This window comes from Luteimonas colneyensis (genome assembly GCF_014836665.1).
Classification (GTDB): Bacteria; Pseudomonadota; Gammaproteobacteria; order Xanthomonadales; family Xanthomonadaceae; genus Luteimonas; species Luteimonas colneyensis.
Genome location: NZ_JACSQJ010000002.1, coordinates 429,975 through 445,378 on the forward strand (window position 1 = coordinate 429,975; position 15,404 = coordinate 445,378).

General features: G+C 65.1%; 13 protein-coding genes. 4 read left to right on the forward strand and 9 right to left on the reverse strand.

Annotation, left to right across the window (positions count from 1 at the left end):
• Positions 1 to 50 precede the first annotated feature (50 nt).
• Together H9645_RS06130 and H9645_RS06135 are read left to right on the forward strand one after the other, a co-directional pair.
• Entirely contained in the window at positions 51 to 269 is a 219-nt protein-coding gene (locus H9645_RS06130; protein WP_191728832.1) for a hypothetical protein, read from the forward strand.
• A gap of 395 nt (positions 270 to 664) precedes the next feature.
• Positions 665 to 2,794, forward strand: a complete 2,130-nt coding sequence (locus H9645_RS06135; protein WP_225218034.1) for a nuclease-related domain-containing protein — start codon at positions 665 to 667, stop codon at positions 2,792 to 2,794.
• A 276-nt stretch (positions 2,795 to 3,070) separates the two neighbouring features.
• On the opposite strand, the gene H9645_RS06140 is transcribed toward H9645_RS06135, so the two are convergent.
• On the reverse strand, positions 3,071 to 3,694 hold the full coding sequence (locus tag H9645_RS06140) for a cation efflux transmembrane domain-containing protein (protein ID WP_095209458.1): 624 nt from the start codon (positions 3,692 to 3,694) through the stop codon (positions 3,071 to 3,073).
• A 94-nt stretch (positions 3,695 to 3,788) separates the two neighbouring features.
• Here H9645_RS06140 and H9645_RS06145 point away from each other — a divergent pair, with 94 nt between their 5' ends.
• A complete protein-coding gene (locus tag H9645_RS06145; RefSeq protein WP_095208871.1) occupies positions 3,789 to 4,184 on the forward strand; it encodes a MerR family transcriptional regulator in 396 nt (131 codons plus the stop codon).
• A gap of 8 nt (positions 4,185 to 4,192) precedes the next feature.
• On the opposite strand, the gene H9645_RS06150 is transcribed toward H9645_RS06145, so the two are convergent.
• The 6 genes from H9645_RS06150 to H9645_RS14395 form a co-directional block, all read right to left on the reverse strand.
• Complete coding sequence (locus H9645_RS06150) at positions 4,193 to 4,786, reverse strand: cation efflux transmembrane domain-containing protein (protein WP_095208872.1); 594 nt, start codon at positions 4,784 to 4,786, stop codon at positions 4,193 to 4,195.
• A 1-nt stretch (position 4,787) separates the two neighbouring features.
• Positions 4,788 to 7,964 (reverse strand): efflux RND transporter permease subunit, encoded by a 3,177-nt coding sequence (locus H9645_RS06155; protein WP_191728980.1) that lies wholly within the window; start codon positions 7,962 to 7,964, stop codon positions 4,788 to 4,790.
• A gap of 22 nt (positions 7,965 to 7,986) precedes the next feature.
• Entirely contained in the window at positions 7,987 to 8,958 is a 972-nt protein-coding gene (locus tag H9645_RS06160) for an efflux RND transporter periplasmic adaptor subunit (RefSeq protein WP_189495807.1), read from the reverse strand.
• A complete protein-coding gene (locus tag H9645_RS06165) occupies positions 8,955 to 10,235 on the reverse strand; it encodes a TolC family protein (protein WP_189495809.1) in 1,281 nt (426 codons plus the stop codon). Before H9645_RS06165 ends, H9645_RS06160 begins: the two co-directional genes overlap by 4 nt.
• A gap of 56 nt (positions 10,236 to 10,291) precedes the next feature.
• Positions 10,292 to 10,684, reverse strand: coding sequence for a hypothetical protein (locus H9645_RS06170; RefSeq protein ID WP_162202221.1), 393 nt, complete (start codon positions 10,682 to 10,684; stop codon positions 10,292 to 10,294).
• A 61-nt stretch (positions 10,685 to 10,745) separates the two neighbouring features.
• A complete protein-coding gene (locus H9645_RS14395) occupies positions 10,746 to 10,847 on the reverse strand; it encodes an SEC-C metal-binding domain-containing protein (RefSeq protein WP_095209460.1) in 102 nt (33 codons plus the stop codon).
• 422 nt (positions 10,848 to 11,269) lie between these two features.
• Between H9645_RS14395 and H9645_RS06180 the strand changes: the two genes are divergently transcribed.
• The gene (locus H9645_RS06180; protein WP_191728834.1) at positions 11,270 to 12,802 is read left to right on the forward strand and encodes a type I restriction enzyme endonuclease domain-containing protein; all 1,533 of its coding nucleotides are present in this window, start codon (positions 11,270 to 11,272) and stop codon (positions 12,800 to 12,802) included.
• Positions 12,803 to 13,302: 500 nt separating this feature from the next.
• Here H9645_RS06180 and H9645_RS14400 read toward each other — a convergent pair whose 3' ends face one another.
• On the reverse strand, positions 13,303 to 13,683 hold the full coding sequence (locus tag H9645_RS14400) for a GIY-YIG nuclease family protein (protein ID WP_191728835.1): 381 nt from the start codon (positions 13,681 to 13,683) through the stop codon (positions 13,303 to 13,305).
• Positions 13,680 to 14,849, reverse strand: a complete 1,170-nt coding sequence (locus H9645_RS06190; protein WP_191728836.1) for a hypothetical protein — start codon at positions 14,847 to 14,849, stop codon at positions 13,680 to 13,682. Before H9645_RS06190 ends, H9645_RS14400 begins: the two co-directional genes overlap by 4 nt.
• Between the last annotated feature and the right edge of the window lie 555 nt (positions 14,850 to 15,404).

A 15,404-nucleotide genomic window follows, 5' to 3' on the forward strand; every position in this document is an offset into this window, starting at 1 on the left:
CCGTTCCAGTCACGCCCGCGGATTCGCACGCGACCCAACGCCGCAAGTGGATGTGGATCAAGCTGGCCGGCACCGCATGCCTGCTGTCGTGGGTGGCACTGGCGGTAGGCATCGGGCTGAAGGTAGACACCGGGGCGATGCTCGTCCTCGCCACATTGGCCGCGGTGACCACCGAAGGCACGATCTGGTTGGCGGCCCTACTCCTCGGGGTAAGCGCCTACCAAGCGCGCCGGCGCCTCTGGGAGAAACTCCGCCTGCGCATGCGTTGAACGACGGCCAAGCGGTCGCCGCTGGGCAGCGACCGCTTGGGGTCGGAAGCGGTCTTGTCAGCGATTAAGCGCGAAGTCGGATCGGCGGCGCCTCGGCCGCCGTCGACCGAACGGCAGTCTGCGCGCCTAGGGGATGCTGCCCCGACACCGGGCGCCCTTGCACGTCCTGGTAGCGGTGGGTCCCCGCGGGCCCGAGCGGTGCGTGGGCCGATCGCGCAAACTATGCGCCATCGTCGCCTTGCCGACCTTCCAAGGGCGTCTGGCCCTGCCCGTAAAAACGCGCTGGCGCCACCCCCACCTGCCGTGCCCCGCCCATGAAGAAGACGCCCCACCCGTCCCGAACCCCCGCCTTGCCCTCACCGCCCGATGCGGCTCGGCGTTCCGAACAGGCCGTGATGGTCGACCTCGAGGCCTTGTGCACCCGGCCGGGCTACATCCACGCCGTCGCGGCTTTGTGCTTTCGCGACAACATGATGTTGATCGGCGAGCACCTGACGGAGTCGGACCTGCAGGATCGGTTCAATCCAAATCGTTTGCTGCGGACCGAGATCAACACGCTGCTAGGGCTGATGCTCAAGGCACCCATCGACTGGTCCGTCCCGACGCGTGAAGTGCTCGGCGAGCACATCCAGGCGAGTGATCGGCTTCTGCAGGAGCTGCACGACGCCCTGTCGGGTGCGTTCGATCTGGGTGAAATGCTCCAAGTCCTGGAATGCGGCGAGACCCACAATCCCTTCGACTCGGGCGAGGTGCTGCGCGAGCCGATCTTCTACGCGGCCGAGTCGGCGTACAACTTCCAGTATCTGGACCTGGCGGCCCGCCGCTACGCCGCCGACGCTGACTGGTTGGCGGCGAACGTCGGCTTCACCATGGAGCAGGCGTGCGCGGTAGCGAACGCGGCCGATCAGTTGCTGATGCACCAATTCCCCGCCATGGTCGAGTCGCTCCGCGACGTGCCGGTGGAGCAGTGGTCCCTGCTCCATGCGTTCAGGATCAATCCTGCGCGCCTCGCGGACGCCACCGGCCTCTCGCGGGAGCTGGTCGAATGCATCCTGCTGCGTTTCACCGTGCCGGACGGGGACTCGAATCCGCGTTTCACCTCGCTCCAGGAGTTCAACCAGATCGCAGCGACGCCGCTGCTTCGCACGCCGCAGGGCGACTTCATCCTGCTGCAGAACTACGCGCTCGCGGAGGCGCTGTACGACTCGCCGTTCTACTGGATGAACGACGACAAGCCCTACCGGCCGCAGCGGGACAAGCATCGGGGTGAATTCACCGAGGACTTCGTTGCTGAGCGCCTGGCGCGCGTCTTCGGCGCCGATCGCGTCCACACCAACGTCGATCTTTGGCACGGCAAGACGAAGGTCGCCGAGATCGACGTGCTCGTGCTGTGGGCCGACCGCGCCGTCATCGTGCAGGCGAAGGCCAAACGGCTGACGGTGGAAGCGCGCAAGGGCAACGACCAGATCATTCGAGATGACTTCAAGAAGAGCGTACAGGACGCTTACGACCAAGGATTGGCCTGCGCTGAAGTTCTCGGCGCCGCGGGGTATACGGCGTCTCGCAACGACGGCTCCACCATCGACGTCTCGGGCATCACCGAGATCTTCATGTTCTGCGTGGTCAGCGACCACTACCCGGCGCTGAGCTTCCAGGCCCGGCAGTTTCTGAAAACCCGCGACGTGGAGCGAGTCCGCGCGGCACTCGTCTGCGATGTCTTCCTGATCGATGTGCTCACCGAGTTCCTGGAGACGCCCCTCCAGCTGCTGAGCTACATCGCCCGGCGCGCGCGGTACGACGACGGCTTGCTGGCCGCGCAGGAGCTCACCATCCTGGCGTACCACCTCAAGCACAACCTCTGGCTCGAGGACCGCACCTCGATGCTGCAGCTCGCCGAGGACTTCACCGCGGGCGTCGACGTCGCGATGACGGTGCGCCGGCGCGGCTTTCCGGGCGACGCGACCCCGGAGGGCTTTCTCACCCGCTTCGAGGGCAAGGCCCTCGGCCGCATCGTGCGCGAGATCGAGCGCCACCCCGAACCGGCCGTGCTCGAGCAAGGCTTTCAACTGCTCGAGATGAGCGGGGACGCCTTTGACGACCTGAGCCGCATGGTGGAACGCATGGCCCTTCGCTCGTCGCAGGACGGCGCGCCGCACGACGTCGCGCTCATCTTTGCCGACGGCAGCGGTGTCACGTTCATGAGTTCGAATGCGCCGGACCACGAGGCGGCCGAGCGGCTGGCGGCGCTGTGCGTTCGACGCAAGTATCGGCAAAAAGCGGATCGCTGGTTCGGCGTATGCGTCAGTGGAGGGGACGCGCGGCTTCGGTTCGGTCTTCGACTGGCCGAGCCGTGGGTGCAGGACGACACGATGGACGCATCCACCCACGGCATGACCCAGCCCCTCACCCCGAAGGCGGCGTACGAGCGCGCGTTTCGAGGTGGCCGAAGCAAGCCCAAGGTCGGGCGGAATGACCCCTGCCCGTGTGGATCAGGGCGGAAGCACAAGAAGTGCTGCATCGCCTGATTGCGTGCGCCGATAACGGCGCATTAGCGTTCCAGTCGCTCCTCACCAGCTCGCCGGTGTTGACCGGACGATGTCCGCTTCCGGCCAGAAGCGGACGTTCTGGCTGACCCGAACTGCCGCTTCGAATCCACTCTTTCAGAGGGTCGGCAGGGATTCGTGTAAAAAACGGCCAAAGGTGAGCTAACTGCCTGTCATAGCTGACTTTCTTGGCCGCTCCAGCCACGCTTCAGAACGGAGCATTTCTTCTTCGAGGACCGGACAACGGGCCGTAACTCGTTATTTCACCTCGTCCCGGTAACTCCGCCAAGCCATGCGGAGTACCCGAGCGGAGGACCGCAGAAACATCAGCAACAGTCCACCGGCGATGACCAGATCGGGCCAGCCGGCATCGAACAGCCACACGCCGGCGGCTGCCAGCAGCACCGCAACACCCTCGTACAGGTCATTGCGCGAGCACTCCCAGGCCGATGACATGTTCACGTCGCCAAAGCGGTACGGGGTAAGCAGCCACAGGCACAAGGCGTTGAACGCAAGATTGATCACGGCGGCGATGCCGATGGCCTCGAAGATCGGCACCTCCGGGTGGGCCAGGCGCCAGCCGATCTGGATGGCGACCGCAACCGCGGCACCGAGGATCAGCAATCCCTTGAACAACGCCACCCTGGCCTTGGCGCGCAGGCTCGCGCCGATCACTGCCAGGCTCAGCAGATAGGTCAACGCATCACCGAGGTTGTCGAGGCTGCCCGACAGCAACGAGGACGAGCCGCTGTAGATCGCTGCGGTGATCATCATCACGAAGCTGGCGATGTTGATTGCCAGCACGATCATCAACACGCGCCGCTGCCCCGCCTCCAGGGCGCGGATATCCACCGTGCTTCCGCAGCCGCACGAATCACTCATGATCATGTCTCCGAGTCGAGCGGGCGTCCGAGGATTTGCGGCCCGCTTCCAGGTCGGCGATCCTAAACCCCGGAGTCGCTACAGAGTCAAGCCCATGAAGATCGGAGAGGTCGCGGAGCGCAGCGGGTGCCATCCCGAAACCGTGCGCTACTACGAGCGCATCGGGTTGTTGCCTGCCCCGCCGCGCACGGCGGGCGGGTATCGCGACTACCGTCCCGCCGACGCGGATCGGCTGCGCTTCATCAGCCGCGGACGCGAACTGGGCTTCTCGCTGGAGGAGATCCGCAGCCTGCTGGGCCTGGCCGAAGACGACGGGTTGTCCTGCCAGGATGTCGACCGTCTTGCCCGCGGGCACCTGCTGGACATCCGGAACCGGCTAAACGACCTTCAGCGGATGGCCTCGGAGCTCGAACGGGTGATTGGCAGTTGCAGCGGCGGCGAGCGCGGCCAGTGCGCCATCCTCGACACGCTGCGCCACCCGCCATCCTAGGTCGGCACTCAAGCGTCCTCTTCGCCACGGGCATCCTGCAGGATCTCGATGCCCCCTTTCAGGGCGATCGCCGCCACTGCGAGCCCCACGACGAGGTCGGGCCAGGCCCGCCCGGTCCACAGCACCAGTCCGCCACCCACGAGCACGCCTGCGTTGGCGATGAAATCGTTGGTGCTGAAGGTCGTCGCGGCACGCACGTTCACATTGGCCTGCCGGATTTTCTTGAGCAGCCACACGCATGTCGCGTTTACCAGGCCGGCCCCCAGCGCCATCACCATCATCGTCGTACCAATGGGCTCGGCGTCACCCAGGAACCGACGGCCCACGTCGACCAGGATCCCAGCGGCGAACAGGATCAGCAGCCAGCCGGACACTTTGGCCGCCGACCGTTTCCAGGCTTGTGAGCGACTGAGTGCGAGCAGGGTGATGATGTAGACGGCGCTGTCGGACGCATTGTCCAGTCCATTTGCGATCAGAGCGCTTGAGCCGGCGGCGACGCCCGTGACCCCGAACCCCGCGGCAAGCGCGAGGTTCAGGGCGAGGACGATCAACAGGATCCGGCGCTGGTGCGCGTCGTGTATCTCGATCTTCTCTTCACTCAACTCAGTGGGCCTCCAGTTGCGGCTTCGCTGCGTCGCCGCGATGCAGAAGACGGTAAAGGGTGGGCAGGACAAGCAGGGTGAGCAGCGTTGAAGACACGATCCCGCCGATCACGACGGTGGCGAGCGGACGCTGCACCTCCGCGCCCGCGCCGACATTGAGCGCCATGGGGACGAAGCCGAGCGACGCGACCAGGGCGGTCATCAGCACGGGCCGCAGCCGCCCGAGGGCGCCGTTGAAGACCGCGTCGTCCAGCGACTGGCCTTGTTCGCGCAGGTTGCGAATGAAGGCGATCATGACCAGGCCGTTGAGCACGGCCACGCCGGACAGCGCGATGAAGCCGACGCCTGCGGTGATCGACAACGGGATGCCGCGCAGTGCCAGTGCGGCCACACCGCCCGTCAGGGCCAGCGGCACCCCGCTGAACACGATCACCGCATCCCTGGCCGAGCCAAAGGCCATGAACAACAGGCCGAAGATGAGGACCAGGGTCACCGGTACCACGACGGCGAGCCGTTGGCTGGCCGAGATCAACTGCTCGAACGTGCCGCCGTAGTCGATCCAGTAGCCCTCGGGCACGTCCACCTGCTGCCCGACGCGCTGCTGCAGCTCTTCGACAAAGCTACCCAAGTCGCGATCACGCACGTTGGCGGTGACCACCACCCGGCGCTTTCCATTCTCGCGGTTGATCTGGTTGGGCCCCAGCAGGCTTTCGATCTTCGCGACCTCCCGCAGCGGTACGGTCCGCGCGGTCGCCCAGCGTGGCTCCAGGCTCGACCGGTCCGCGTTCGCAACGTCGGGCAAGGGGATCGGCAGATCCTGAAGGGCAGTCGGATCGACACGCATCTGTTCCGGCAACCGGACCACGATGTCGAAGCGGCGGTCGCCCTCGAACAGCTGGCTGGCAACCTGACCACCGACCGCGGTGGCAATGGTCTGCTGCACGATCCCCGGATTCAGGCCAAAGCGCGCCAGCGCCGCACGATCCGGGACGATCGTCAGCAGTGGCAAGCCGGTCGCCTGTTCGGTCTTGACGTCCGCCGCGCCATCGACCTGCCTGGCAACCGCCTCGACCTGTTCGGCGACCTCGATCAGCATGTCCAGATCATCGCCGAACACCTTGACCGCCACGTCCGCACGCACGCCGGAGATCAGCTCGTTGGTCCGCATCTCGATCGGCTGCGTGAACTCGTAGTTGTTGCCTGGAAGCGTCGCCACCGCCGCCTCGATCTCCTCGAGCAGCACGTCCTTGGGCTTGCTCGGGTCGGGCCACTGCGCGCGTGGCTTCATCATCAAGAAGGTGTCCGCCACGTTCGGCGGCATCGGGTCGGTGGCCACCTCCGCCGTGCCGATCTTGCTGAAGACCCGCTCCACTTCAGGAACCTGCTGCAGGCGCTCCTCAACGGCGAGCTGCATCTTCACCGACTGCTCCAGGCCCGTGCCTGGGATACGGATCGCGTGCATGGCGATGTCGCCCTCGTCCAGGCTGGGAATGAACTCGCTGCCCAGGCGCGTGGCGACCAGCAGGGACACGGCAACCAGGGCGAGTGCCCCGCCAAGGACCCAGTTCTGCCGGCGGAGCGACCAGGCAAGCAAGGGCTCATAGCGGCCTCGCGTCCACTGGACCAGCCGGTTCTCCTTCTCCTGGACGCGATTGCCCATGAAGATCGCGATCGACGCGGGAACGAAGGTCAGCGACAGCACCATGGCGCCGGTGAGGGCCAGCACCACCGTGATCGCCATGGGATGGAACATCTTTCCCTCGATCCCGGTCAGGGCGAAGATCGGCAGGTACACCGCGGCGATGATGAACATGCCGAACAGGCTGGGCCGGATGACCTCGACCGTGGCGGTAGCCGTCAGGTCGTTGCGTTCTTCACGTGTCAGCGTCCGGCCAAGCCGATGCTGCATCTCGCCAAACCGGCGCAGGACGTTCTCGATGATGATGACCGCGCCATCGACGATCAGCCCGAAGTCGAGTGCACCCAGGCTCATCAGGTTGCCCGAGACGCCTCCGCGCACCATTCCGGTGATCGTGAACAGCATGGCCAGGGGGATGACGGCTGCGGTGATCAGCGCGGCGCGGAAGTTCCCCAGTAGCAGGAACAGGACCACGATCACCAGCAGGGCGCCCTCGACCAGGTTCTTCGAGATCGTCTGCATGGTGCGTTCGACCAGCCCGGTGCGGTTGTAGACCGCCGTTGCGATAACGCCTTCTGGCAGGCTCGCGTTCGCGTCCTGCAGCTTCGCCGCCGCGGCCTGCGCGACGCTGCGGCTGTTGGAGCCGACCAGCATCGACACGGTGCCCAGCACGACCTCTTCGCCGTTCTGGGTGGCCGCGCCCGTACGAAGCTCCGGGCCTTCACCCACCTGCGCCACGTCGGCAACCCGGATCGGCAGGCCTTCGCGCCGGTCCAGCACGATGTTGCGGATCTCGTCGATCCCGCCGACCTGGCCGGGCACGCGCACCAGGTACTGCTGGCCGTTGCGCTCGATGTAACCGGCGCCCATGTTCTGGTTGTTGGCCGCCACCGCGTCGACGATGTCATGCAGCGTGAAGCCGAGTGCGACCAGCCTGGACGGGTCCGGCGTGATGTGGATCTGCCGCTCGAAGCCGCCCATCGTGTTGACTTCGGTCACGCCCGGGGTGTTGCGCATCTGCGGCCGGATCACCCAATCCTGCAGGGTGCGCAGGTCGGTGGCGGTCCACGGCGTGCCGTCCGGTTTGACCGCCTCGGGCGCGGCATCGATGGTGTACATGAAGATCTCGCCCAACCCGGTCGAGATCGGCCCCATTTCGGGTTCCAGTCCCTCTGGGATCTGCGAGCGGATCTGCTGCAGGCGCTCGGCCACCTGCTGCCTGGCGAAGTACAGGTCGGTGCCGTCCTCGAACACCACGGTGACCTGCGACAAGCCGTAGCGCGACAGCGAGCGCGTGTAGTCGAGCCGGGGCAAGCCGGCGAGTGCCGTCTCGATCGGATAGGTGACCCGCTGCTCGGACTCCAGCGGAGAGTAGCCGGGCGCCTCGGTGTTGATCTGCACCTGGACGTTCGTGATGTCCGGCGTTGCATCGATCGGGAGCCGGGTGAAGCTCCAGATGCCTACTCCGATCAGCCCGAGGGTCAGCACCAGCATCATCCAGCGATGCCGGATCGAGAACCGGACGATCCGCTCCAGCAGGCCCGGCTGGCGGCCTATGGCGTCAGTGGTCATGCGCCGCGCCTTCCTTGCCGATGTCCGCCTTGATCAGGTAGCTCTCCGCGACGACCACCTCCTCGCCTTCACTCAGGCCCGAGAGGATCTGCACCTGCGTGGCATCGCGGGCACCGAGTTCGACGTGTCGGGTCAGGTACGTCTCGCCCTCACGTACGAACACGGACTCCTGGCCATCCATCGACTGCAGCGCGGTCAGCGGCACCATCAGGTCCACCGGTTCCTGTGCGACCGTGATCCGCGCCTTGACTGCTGTGCCCGGCCGCCATTGGTTGTCGGCGTTGTCGATCGTCGCGCGTGCCACCGTGCTCTGGCTGGCGGTGGCCATGCCCGGCAGCACGCGTTCGAGCGTGGTTCGGACGGTCTCGCCATCGCTCATGCGGGTGACCGCCACCGGCACGCCGGGCTGGATGTGCTGGGCGTCCGCGCCAAAGATGTGGAGGTCGACCCAGAGCTGCGAAAGATCGGCGATTTCGAACAGGGGCGCACCTTCGCTGGCCAGGCCGCCGACCGAGGCACTGCGCTCGACGACCACGCCGGAGATCGGCGCGGCGACGCTGTAGGTGCTCAGGCTCAGGTTGCTCTCGATCGTCGCCAGCACCTGGCCGGCGCGGACCGGGTCGCCGACGTTGGCGCGCAGCGAACGGATCGGGCCCGGGAAACGGGCGGTGACCTGCGCAACGCGACCCTCGACCGGGGTCAGCAGGCCTTGCACCTCATGCTCGTCGGCGATCACGCCGGGGCCGGCGGGCTGCGTCTTGATACCGGACTTTTCAGCGACTTCCGCAGCGATGACCGTGCTGGCGACTTCATCCGCCTCATGGCCGTGTTCGTCGGCCTCCGTTCCGTGGTCGGCGGCGTCGTTCGCATGTGCGTCCTTGGCCGGCTGGTCCGGCTCGCCACCGCAGGCTGCGAGGACCAAGGCCAGCGCCAGTGCCGGGATCAGGTGGACAGGCTTCATGGGGTTGCTCCTTGGTTGTGTTGCAGGCCCGGGCCGGCGACGAATGCCTGGCCGGTCAGCCGCTGGATCTCGATCAGGGCGCGCTGGGCTTCCAGCGCCGCCGCCAGCTGTTGCTGCCGTGCGGCGGCGTGCTCCGCCTGCAGGCTCGACCACTCCAGATAACTGGCGGCGCCTGCGCGGTACGCGGTGGCGGCCGCGGCTTCGGCCTTGGCCAGACGTGGAAGCACGTCCTCACCTAGCCGCTGTGCTTCCAGGCGGGCCACCCCGAAGCGGCCATGCGCCTCAGCGAGGGTGGAGTAGAGCGACAGCCCCATGGCCTCCCGTTCGATTTCCAGCGCTGTCAACTCGGCGCGTGCGGCACGGATGCCCGGCTGTGCCCGGCGAGTGGTGCCCAGCGGGATAGAGACACTGCCGACCAAGCCGAAGTCATCGCCCTCCGCCATCCGTCGCACGCCCACCTGCCAGTCGAAGTCGGGGGTCGCTTCGCTGCGTGCCAGCTGCAGGCGCGCCTCGCCAATGCGCTGCTGGTCGACGAACTGCGCCAGCTCGGGAGTGCGTTGCAACCAATCGGCGAGTACCGCGAAGTCCGCGACCTGGGGCACATCCAGCGGATCGCCGCCGACGATCTCAAATGCGGGATTTCGCTCGCCCCACAGGGCCGCGAGGTGCTGGCGGGCGGCCGCCTCACGTTGCCGGGCACGGGCGCTATCCAGTTCGGCCCGCGCAAAGGCCGCCTGGGCGGTGAGTACGACCGACTCGGGCGAAGCGCCAGCCTCGTGACGCCGGCGCGCCGCAGCAACGGTGCGATCGCGCTGGTCGACGCCCAACTGCGCAAGCTCGCCTTCGCGTTGCGCACCGACGACTGCTAGGTAGCGGCGGGCCACTTCGGCCAGGAGATCCAACCGCCGCGCCTCGCGCCCGATGGCCAGCGCATCGATCCGGCTTTGCGCGAGCGTGCGGCGGGCATCGAGCTTGCCGCCGCGCTCCAGCACGGAGGCGAGGCTCAGCGTGATCTCGGCGCCATCCAGGCCGCTGGCCGGGCCGGTACCGAGCACGTTCTCGACCTCGGCTCCAGCGACCAGCGCCGGGCGCAACGAGGAGCGATCCAGTTCGGCTTTCAGGGCCTCATGGCGGGCGCCAAACAGGCGCAGATCGGGGTGTGTATCGGCAACGCGGAGGAAAGCGTCGTCCAGGGTGAGGGGGTCGGCGGCGTGCGTGGGGAATGCCACGGCACACACGGCGACGAACGCGGCCAGGGCCGCTGATCGCAAACGCATGGGGGTTGCTCCGATGAATCGAATTGACGGGAGTCGGCATCAGGCCGACGGCGCGGTCATCCGAAGATCGGAGGCTTGAATGGGCTCGGCAGACGCAAGGCGGCCGGGGGCGACGCTTTTTCGACCCCCATTCGACCGGCGACCGGTTGAGTGGAAAATGAATCCAGAACCGGCAACACGGCCGCGGCTGAACCACAGCAATGGGCGAAATCCAGCAACAGGTGCAACGTCTCCGATCCGTCCTGATCGTGCGCGTCCGCCGCGGCGAACTCCGGGTCCAGATCGTTGGCATGCGGGCCGTGGCTGTGCGCGCCAGACGGATCGTGCGCGAGCTCATGCATCTCGCCGGCGGCTGTCATCACCGGTTGGAACGCCAGCCCCAACGCAAGCACACCCAGCACGACGACGCGCAGGAGCGGCAACAAGAAGCGGGGATGCAGGCGGGTCATGGCCGCGCAGGGTACCTGCGGATGATGGGGTTATACAATTCCGCTGAATGCGTCGAGAGGGCTACAGGGAAAAGGCGCGTTCCAGTTGTCGGCCATGGCACCGCTTGTACTTGTTTCCGCTGCCGCACTGGCACGGCTGGTGATCGCGCAGCCCCGACGACAGTGCGTGTCCAGGAACTGGTGCGCCTGCTGCAGCGGTTCGATTTCATGCGCGGGGACACTGACCTCGCCGGGAGCCGCCGGGATGCCCCGGCTCAGTCTCTTCCTAGGGGCTCTTGCCGTTGCATGGGCTGCTAGCCCTTCGATGGCAGACAACAATACCCGGACTGCGCTCTACGAGGTCATGCGGTCGGGCTTGGCTGCCTGAGTGATCCGTGGGACGAAGTGGTGCGCGATGTTCCAACGAGACGTCCGCTTTGGGTCGGAAGCGGCCCATCCCCACGATATCCATCTCTATGCGCACGGAGACAGAGACGGAGCGGAAATCGAGCTTACGGTCGGCCCGAGGAGCGTCAGGCAGCCGCGAAAGGATCCGGGATTCGTAGCTGACCGGGACGATTGCTTCGTCGTCCAGAAGCGCTGGCCATGGCCGAAGGTCGGCTGGCAACGCTGGCCGCCGACCTGGTCGCTCACTGGCAGGCGCGCAAGGAGTCCATCGCCGGAAAGGCAATGATCGTGGCGGTCTCGCGCGAGGCCGCGGTGCGGCTCTACGACGAACTGGTCAAGCTCCGGCCCGAGTGGGCAGGTGACGACGTCGGGAATGGCCGGCTCAAGGTGGTGATGACCGGCAGCTCGGCAGATCCGGCTCACTTCCAGCCTCATCGGACGGACAAGCGTCAGCGCAAACTGCTGGAGAAGCGCTTCAAGGACGCGGACGATACCCTGGAACTGGTGATCGTCCGCGACATGTGGCTGACCGGCTTCGACGCGCCGCCGGTCCACACGCTTTATGTGGACAAGCCGATGCAAGGCCACGGCCTGATGCAGGCCATTGCACGCACCAACCGCATCTGGAAGGACAAACCGGGCGGCTTGATCGTCGACTACATTGGCGTCGGCGAAGAACTTAAGAAGGCCATCAAGCAGTACACCCGCGATGCTGGCAGTGACCGCGAGCCGGTGGACACATCCGGGCGCGCCTTGCAGATCCTGCTGGACACCCTGGACGTGCTGCGCAAGGAGTTCTTCCAAGGGTTTGACTACAGCGGCTTCCAGCACCCCCAACGGGCGCTGGCACTGCTGGGGCCGGCGATGGAGCACGTTCTGAAGCTGGACCCCGAGCCGGACGAGAAGGGCCGCAATCGCGGCGTGCGGGCCTACCTGGATCAGGTGGCGAAACTCACCACCGCCCAAGCCCTTGCCGGCACCCTGCCCGAAGCGATGGCGGTGCGCGAGGAGATCGCCTTCTTCCAGGCCGTCCGGGTAAGTCTGATCAAGCTGACCCGTGCTGGCAGCAACCTGTCTCGCTTCGAGAAGGAGGCCGCGTTGCGGCAGCTGGTGGCTAAGGGCGTGCTGGTGGAGGGTGTCAACGACATCTACGGCACGCTGGGCATGTCCAAGCCCGACATCAGCCTGCTGGACGAGCAGTTCCTCGCGCAGATCCAGGCGATGCCGACCAGGAACCTGGCCGCCGAGCTGCTGGAACGGCTGATCGCCGACCAGATCAAAGCACGGGGCCAGAAGAACGCGCTGCAGGGCAAGGAGTTCGCCGCCAAGCTGGAGGAGGCGGTCAACAAGTACCAGAACCGCGGCCTGACCACGATCGAGGTGATCGAGGAGCTGATCAACCTGGCCAAGGAGATCAACGAGGCCCGCCCCCCGGACGGGATGACTGAGGAAGAGTTCGCGTTCTATCAGGCGCTGGCCGAGAACGAGTCCGCCGTGCGCGAGCTGGGGCATCCCGTCTTGCGTGCCCTGGCACAGGAGCTCACCAACAAGTTGCGCAAATCAGCCACGATCAACTGGCAGAATCGCAAGGATTCCCGCGCCAGGATGATCGCGATGGTTAAGGTGCTGTTGGCCATCCACAAGTACCCGCCGGACAGGCAGGCCGAGGCGACTGAGAAAGTGATCGCCCAGGCGGAGCTATTGGCAGATGCGTGGGCTGCTGAGCGTTAAGCCAAGTGCAAGGAGGCAAGGGCCCCGCAGGGCCCTCGCAGTCGCACTGGGACTTCTACCGCCCCAACCCCCTTCTCGGCGCCCCAGACATGCGATGTCGATGGCGTTGTTCCGTTCTGATTGTGTTCCTGGGTGCTTCGCGACACGCACATCTTCCTGCGGCGCGTGACGCCGGCGCCAGAAGGGTTATATGTGGCGTCGTGTCGGATAAAGCCTACTCACGTAGACCATGGGCGCTGAGACCTCGGTCATCCAGGACGTCGTGCCGAAATGGATCGGCCTTGTGCCGGTGTAGGGCATGCATCCCTACGCCTCCCGAGGCTTCGTAGCTCCGAGAGCGGCCGCCGACTGGCACTTAGCGTGGTGGGGCGAGCTCTGCTGAATAAGAAGCTTTGCCAGATTGTCGTCCATCCGCTTCAAGATCTCCCTGCGTCTCGCAAGCGCGTCGTCCTCAACGATTTGCCCGCTCGACCCTCAGTTCCGTCGATCAGCGAGACATCTTAACCTGACCACGACATGTCATCGTCCTTTCCTCGTATGTCACAGAATGCGCCGGCGCTGTATCGGAACACGAAGGGCGGCGAGCCTCTACTTTGGACGTACACCTGCCATCTCAAATCCAACGACGAAATTTCAGCAAGAATCAGCTTGCGAGCTCGGGGAAGTCGCTTGAACCGATACTCTACCTTCAACGCCTCTGCTCTTGATCCAAGCGGTAGAGCGCCGAGCAGTTTGGTTGGCTCTAGCAATCTCATTGACTTCGCACCTTTGCCGGCTACGTGTTGGCGGAACCTGGAAATGGGATCGATCGAGACGCCGATGTAGATGCCGCGCTTGCAGAGAATGAAGTAGACCCAGACTTGGCCCTCGCAAGCTGTCATGACGTGGGCACAAGGGAGTCAATCAGCTTCAGGTGGGCTGGTGCGAGCGCCTTCACGTACTTTGTGACGCAGGTTCGCGTCAGGCCAAGCATGCCAGTGGCTACGGAAGGGTGGAACGCTTCTGACTGAACCAGCTGGGCGATACTTGATGACTGAAGTTGCTGTGGCTTCACGCCGTACGGGCGGAGCCAAGCGTGCAGTGTGTCGGTACTTAACGGGCTTCCGGCCCTGCGTCCAGGAAACAGAAATGGCGATGCGTCTGTTGCTTCGACCACCGAGAACTCACGACGCGTATCCATCCACACTGCCATTCGTTGGCTAACATCTGGGTCAAGGGGAACCCACTCTTGAGCGAACTGAACTTCCCATAGCTCGTCACGGAGCCGAGCCTGCTCACGTCTGAGCCGTAGGACACGATACGGCGCCTGCCCGTACAGGAGGCAAAGGAGCGATACGATCGCCAAGGCTCGATCGGGTGGGCTGTCGGCCTGCATCAGGATCTGAATGAGATCCTCGTAGGCGTCAGCGCTGAGGATCCCGTCTGGCAGCCCACGAGATCCACCGATTCGTGGAAGTTTTAGGCGGTGGAATCGAGGCGTTTCGGTGTTCAGGTACGCGACAAACCGCCCAAGTCGATTGGGGACGAGGTTGGATTGTGACAGAAGCGCCTGAATATCGCGCTGGGTGATGTCTTGAATAGTAGTGCCCCCGCGCTTTTCAGCGGTCTTTAGAAGATGGGTTGCACCATACATAGCCGACAGCACGCCCTTGGGTGTCATGGGTTCGCGTGTACGTCGGTGGCCACGAGACGCTAAGAATGACCGGCGCTCCAGCAGGTGAGTTTGGAACGAATCGAGCGCGTCCTGTGCCCACTCACTGCGGAGCTCGGCTTTCAGTGTGCAGACCCGCCATGAGGTCAGCGCCCACGAGACCTCTGGATTGGACAAGGATTCGATCAGGCCACTTGAAACAAGATAGCCACAGGCGCGTTGGTAGCGGTACATTTCCCGCGGGCCAATGAGCTGGGCAAGTCGTACATTGGTGAGCTTCGATGCGGATTCGAAGTGACGATCGAGATGCGCGAAGAGACCGACGTCTTTGCGGATGTACCCCGGAATGCTCCTGGACCCTTCGACCCGCTCAAGGAGGAGATCCGTGTAGGCCATGAAGGCTTGCCGCACCCATGTGCGACGCAAGCTTGCGCCGAGGCGCTTAGCGATTTTTGGTATGACGAACCTAGCCGCGTGAAACGAGCATCGTCCGTGGGCGAGACGATAGGACAGCCGTCCGCATTCGACGCATGGAAAGCGCTGTAGAGGACCTTTCGAGCAACTTCGACAAATGAGTGCGCCGTCCTTGTCAGCGTAAGCGAATATCCGCTTGCGCTGTCGGCAAGATGGGCAGATCGGCAAACGCCTCCGTAGGCACTTCGGACAGGCGAGGTGCGTAATGCCGAAGGTGCGTGCGCGTGAGCATAAGCGCGACTCACCTTTGCAATACCAGCACGGGCGCTTCGGTTTAACCTTGTGGTAGCAACACCGGCCAATGATGCCGCCGTCAGGAAGCCGCTTCATGACCCGTGGAACCTGTCGCTTGCAGATGGCGCAGCACTTCTTGGCGAGATCTCGCGCGTTTCGGCATGCACGGCAGCGTGGTGTCTTTGCGCGTCGTTCGGCGCGGGTTCGACGGGCGCAGTCAGAGCAGTCGCGCGGCACCAGGAA

Bases quoted from the DNA above. Each gene is read 5' to 3' on its own strand.
- H9645_RS06130 (WP_191728832.1), top strand. From the start codon at position 51: ATGTGGATCAAGCTGGCCGGCACCGCATGCCTGCTGTCGTGGGTGGCA.
- H9645_RS06135 (WP_225218034.1), top strand. From the start codon at position 665: ATGGTCGACCTCGAGGCCTTGTGCACCCGGCCGGGCTACATCCACGCC.
- H9645_RS06140 (WP_095209458.1), bottom strand. From the start codon at position 3,694: ATGAGTGATTCGTGCGGCTGCGGAAGCACGGTGGATATCCGCGCCCTG.
- H9645_RS06145 (WP_095208871.1), top strand. From the start codon at position 3,789: ATGAAGATCGGAGAGGTCGCGGAGCGCAGCGGGTGCCATCCCGAAACC.
- H9645_RS06160 (WP_189495807.1), bottom strand. From the start codon at position 8,958: ATGAAGCCTGTCCACCTGATCCCGGCACTGGCGCTGGCCTTGGTCCTC.
- H9645_RS06165 (WP_189495809.1), bottom strand. From the start codon at position 10,235: ATGCGTTTGCGATCAGCGGCCCTGGCCGCGTTCGTCGCCGTGTGTGCC.
- H9645_RS06170 (WP_162202221.1), bottom strand. From the start codon at position 10,684: ATGACCCGCCTGCATCCCCGCTTCTTGTTGCCGCTCCTGCGCGTCGTC.
- H9645_RS06180 (WP_191728834.1), top strand. From the start codon at position 11,270: ATGGCCGAAGGTCGGCTGGCAACGCTGGCCGCCGACCTGGTCGCTCAC.
- H9645_RS14400 (WP_191728835.1), bottom strand. From the start codon at position 13,683: ATGACAGCTTGCGAGGGCCAAGTCTGGGTCTACTTCATTCTCTGCAAG.
- H9645_RS06190 (WP_191728836.1), bottom strand. From the start codon at position 14,849: ATGGCCTACACGGATCTCCTCCTTGAGCGGGTCGAAGGGTCCAGGAGC.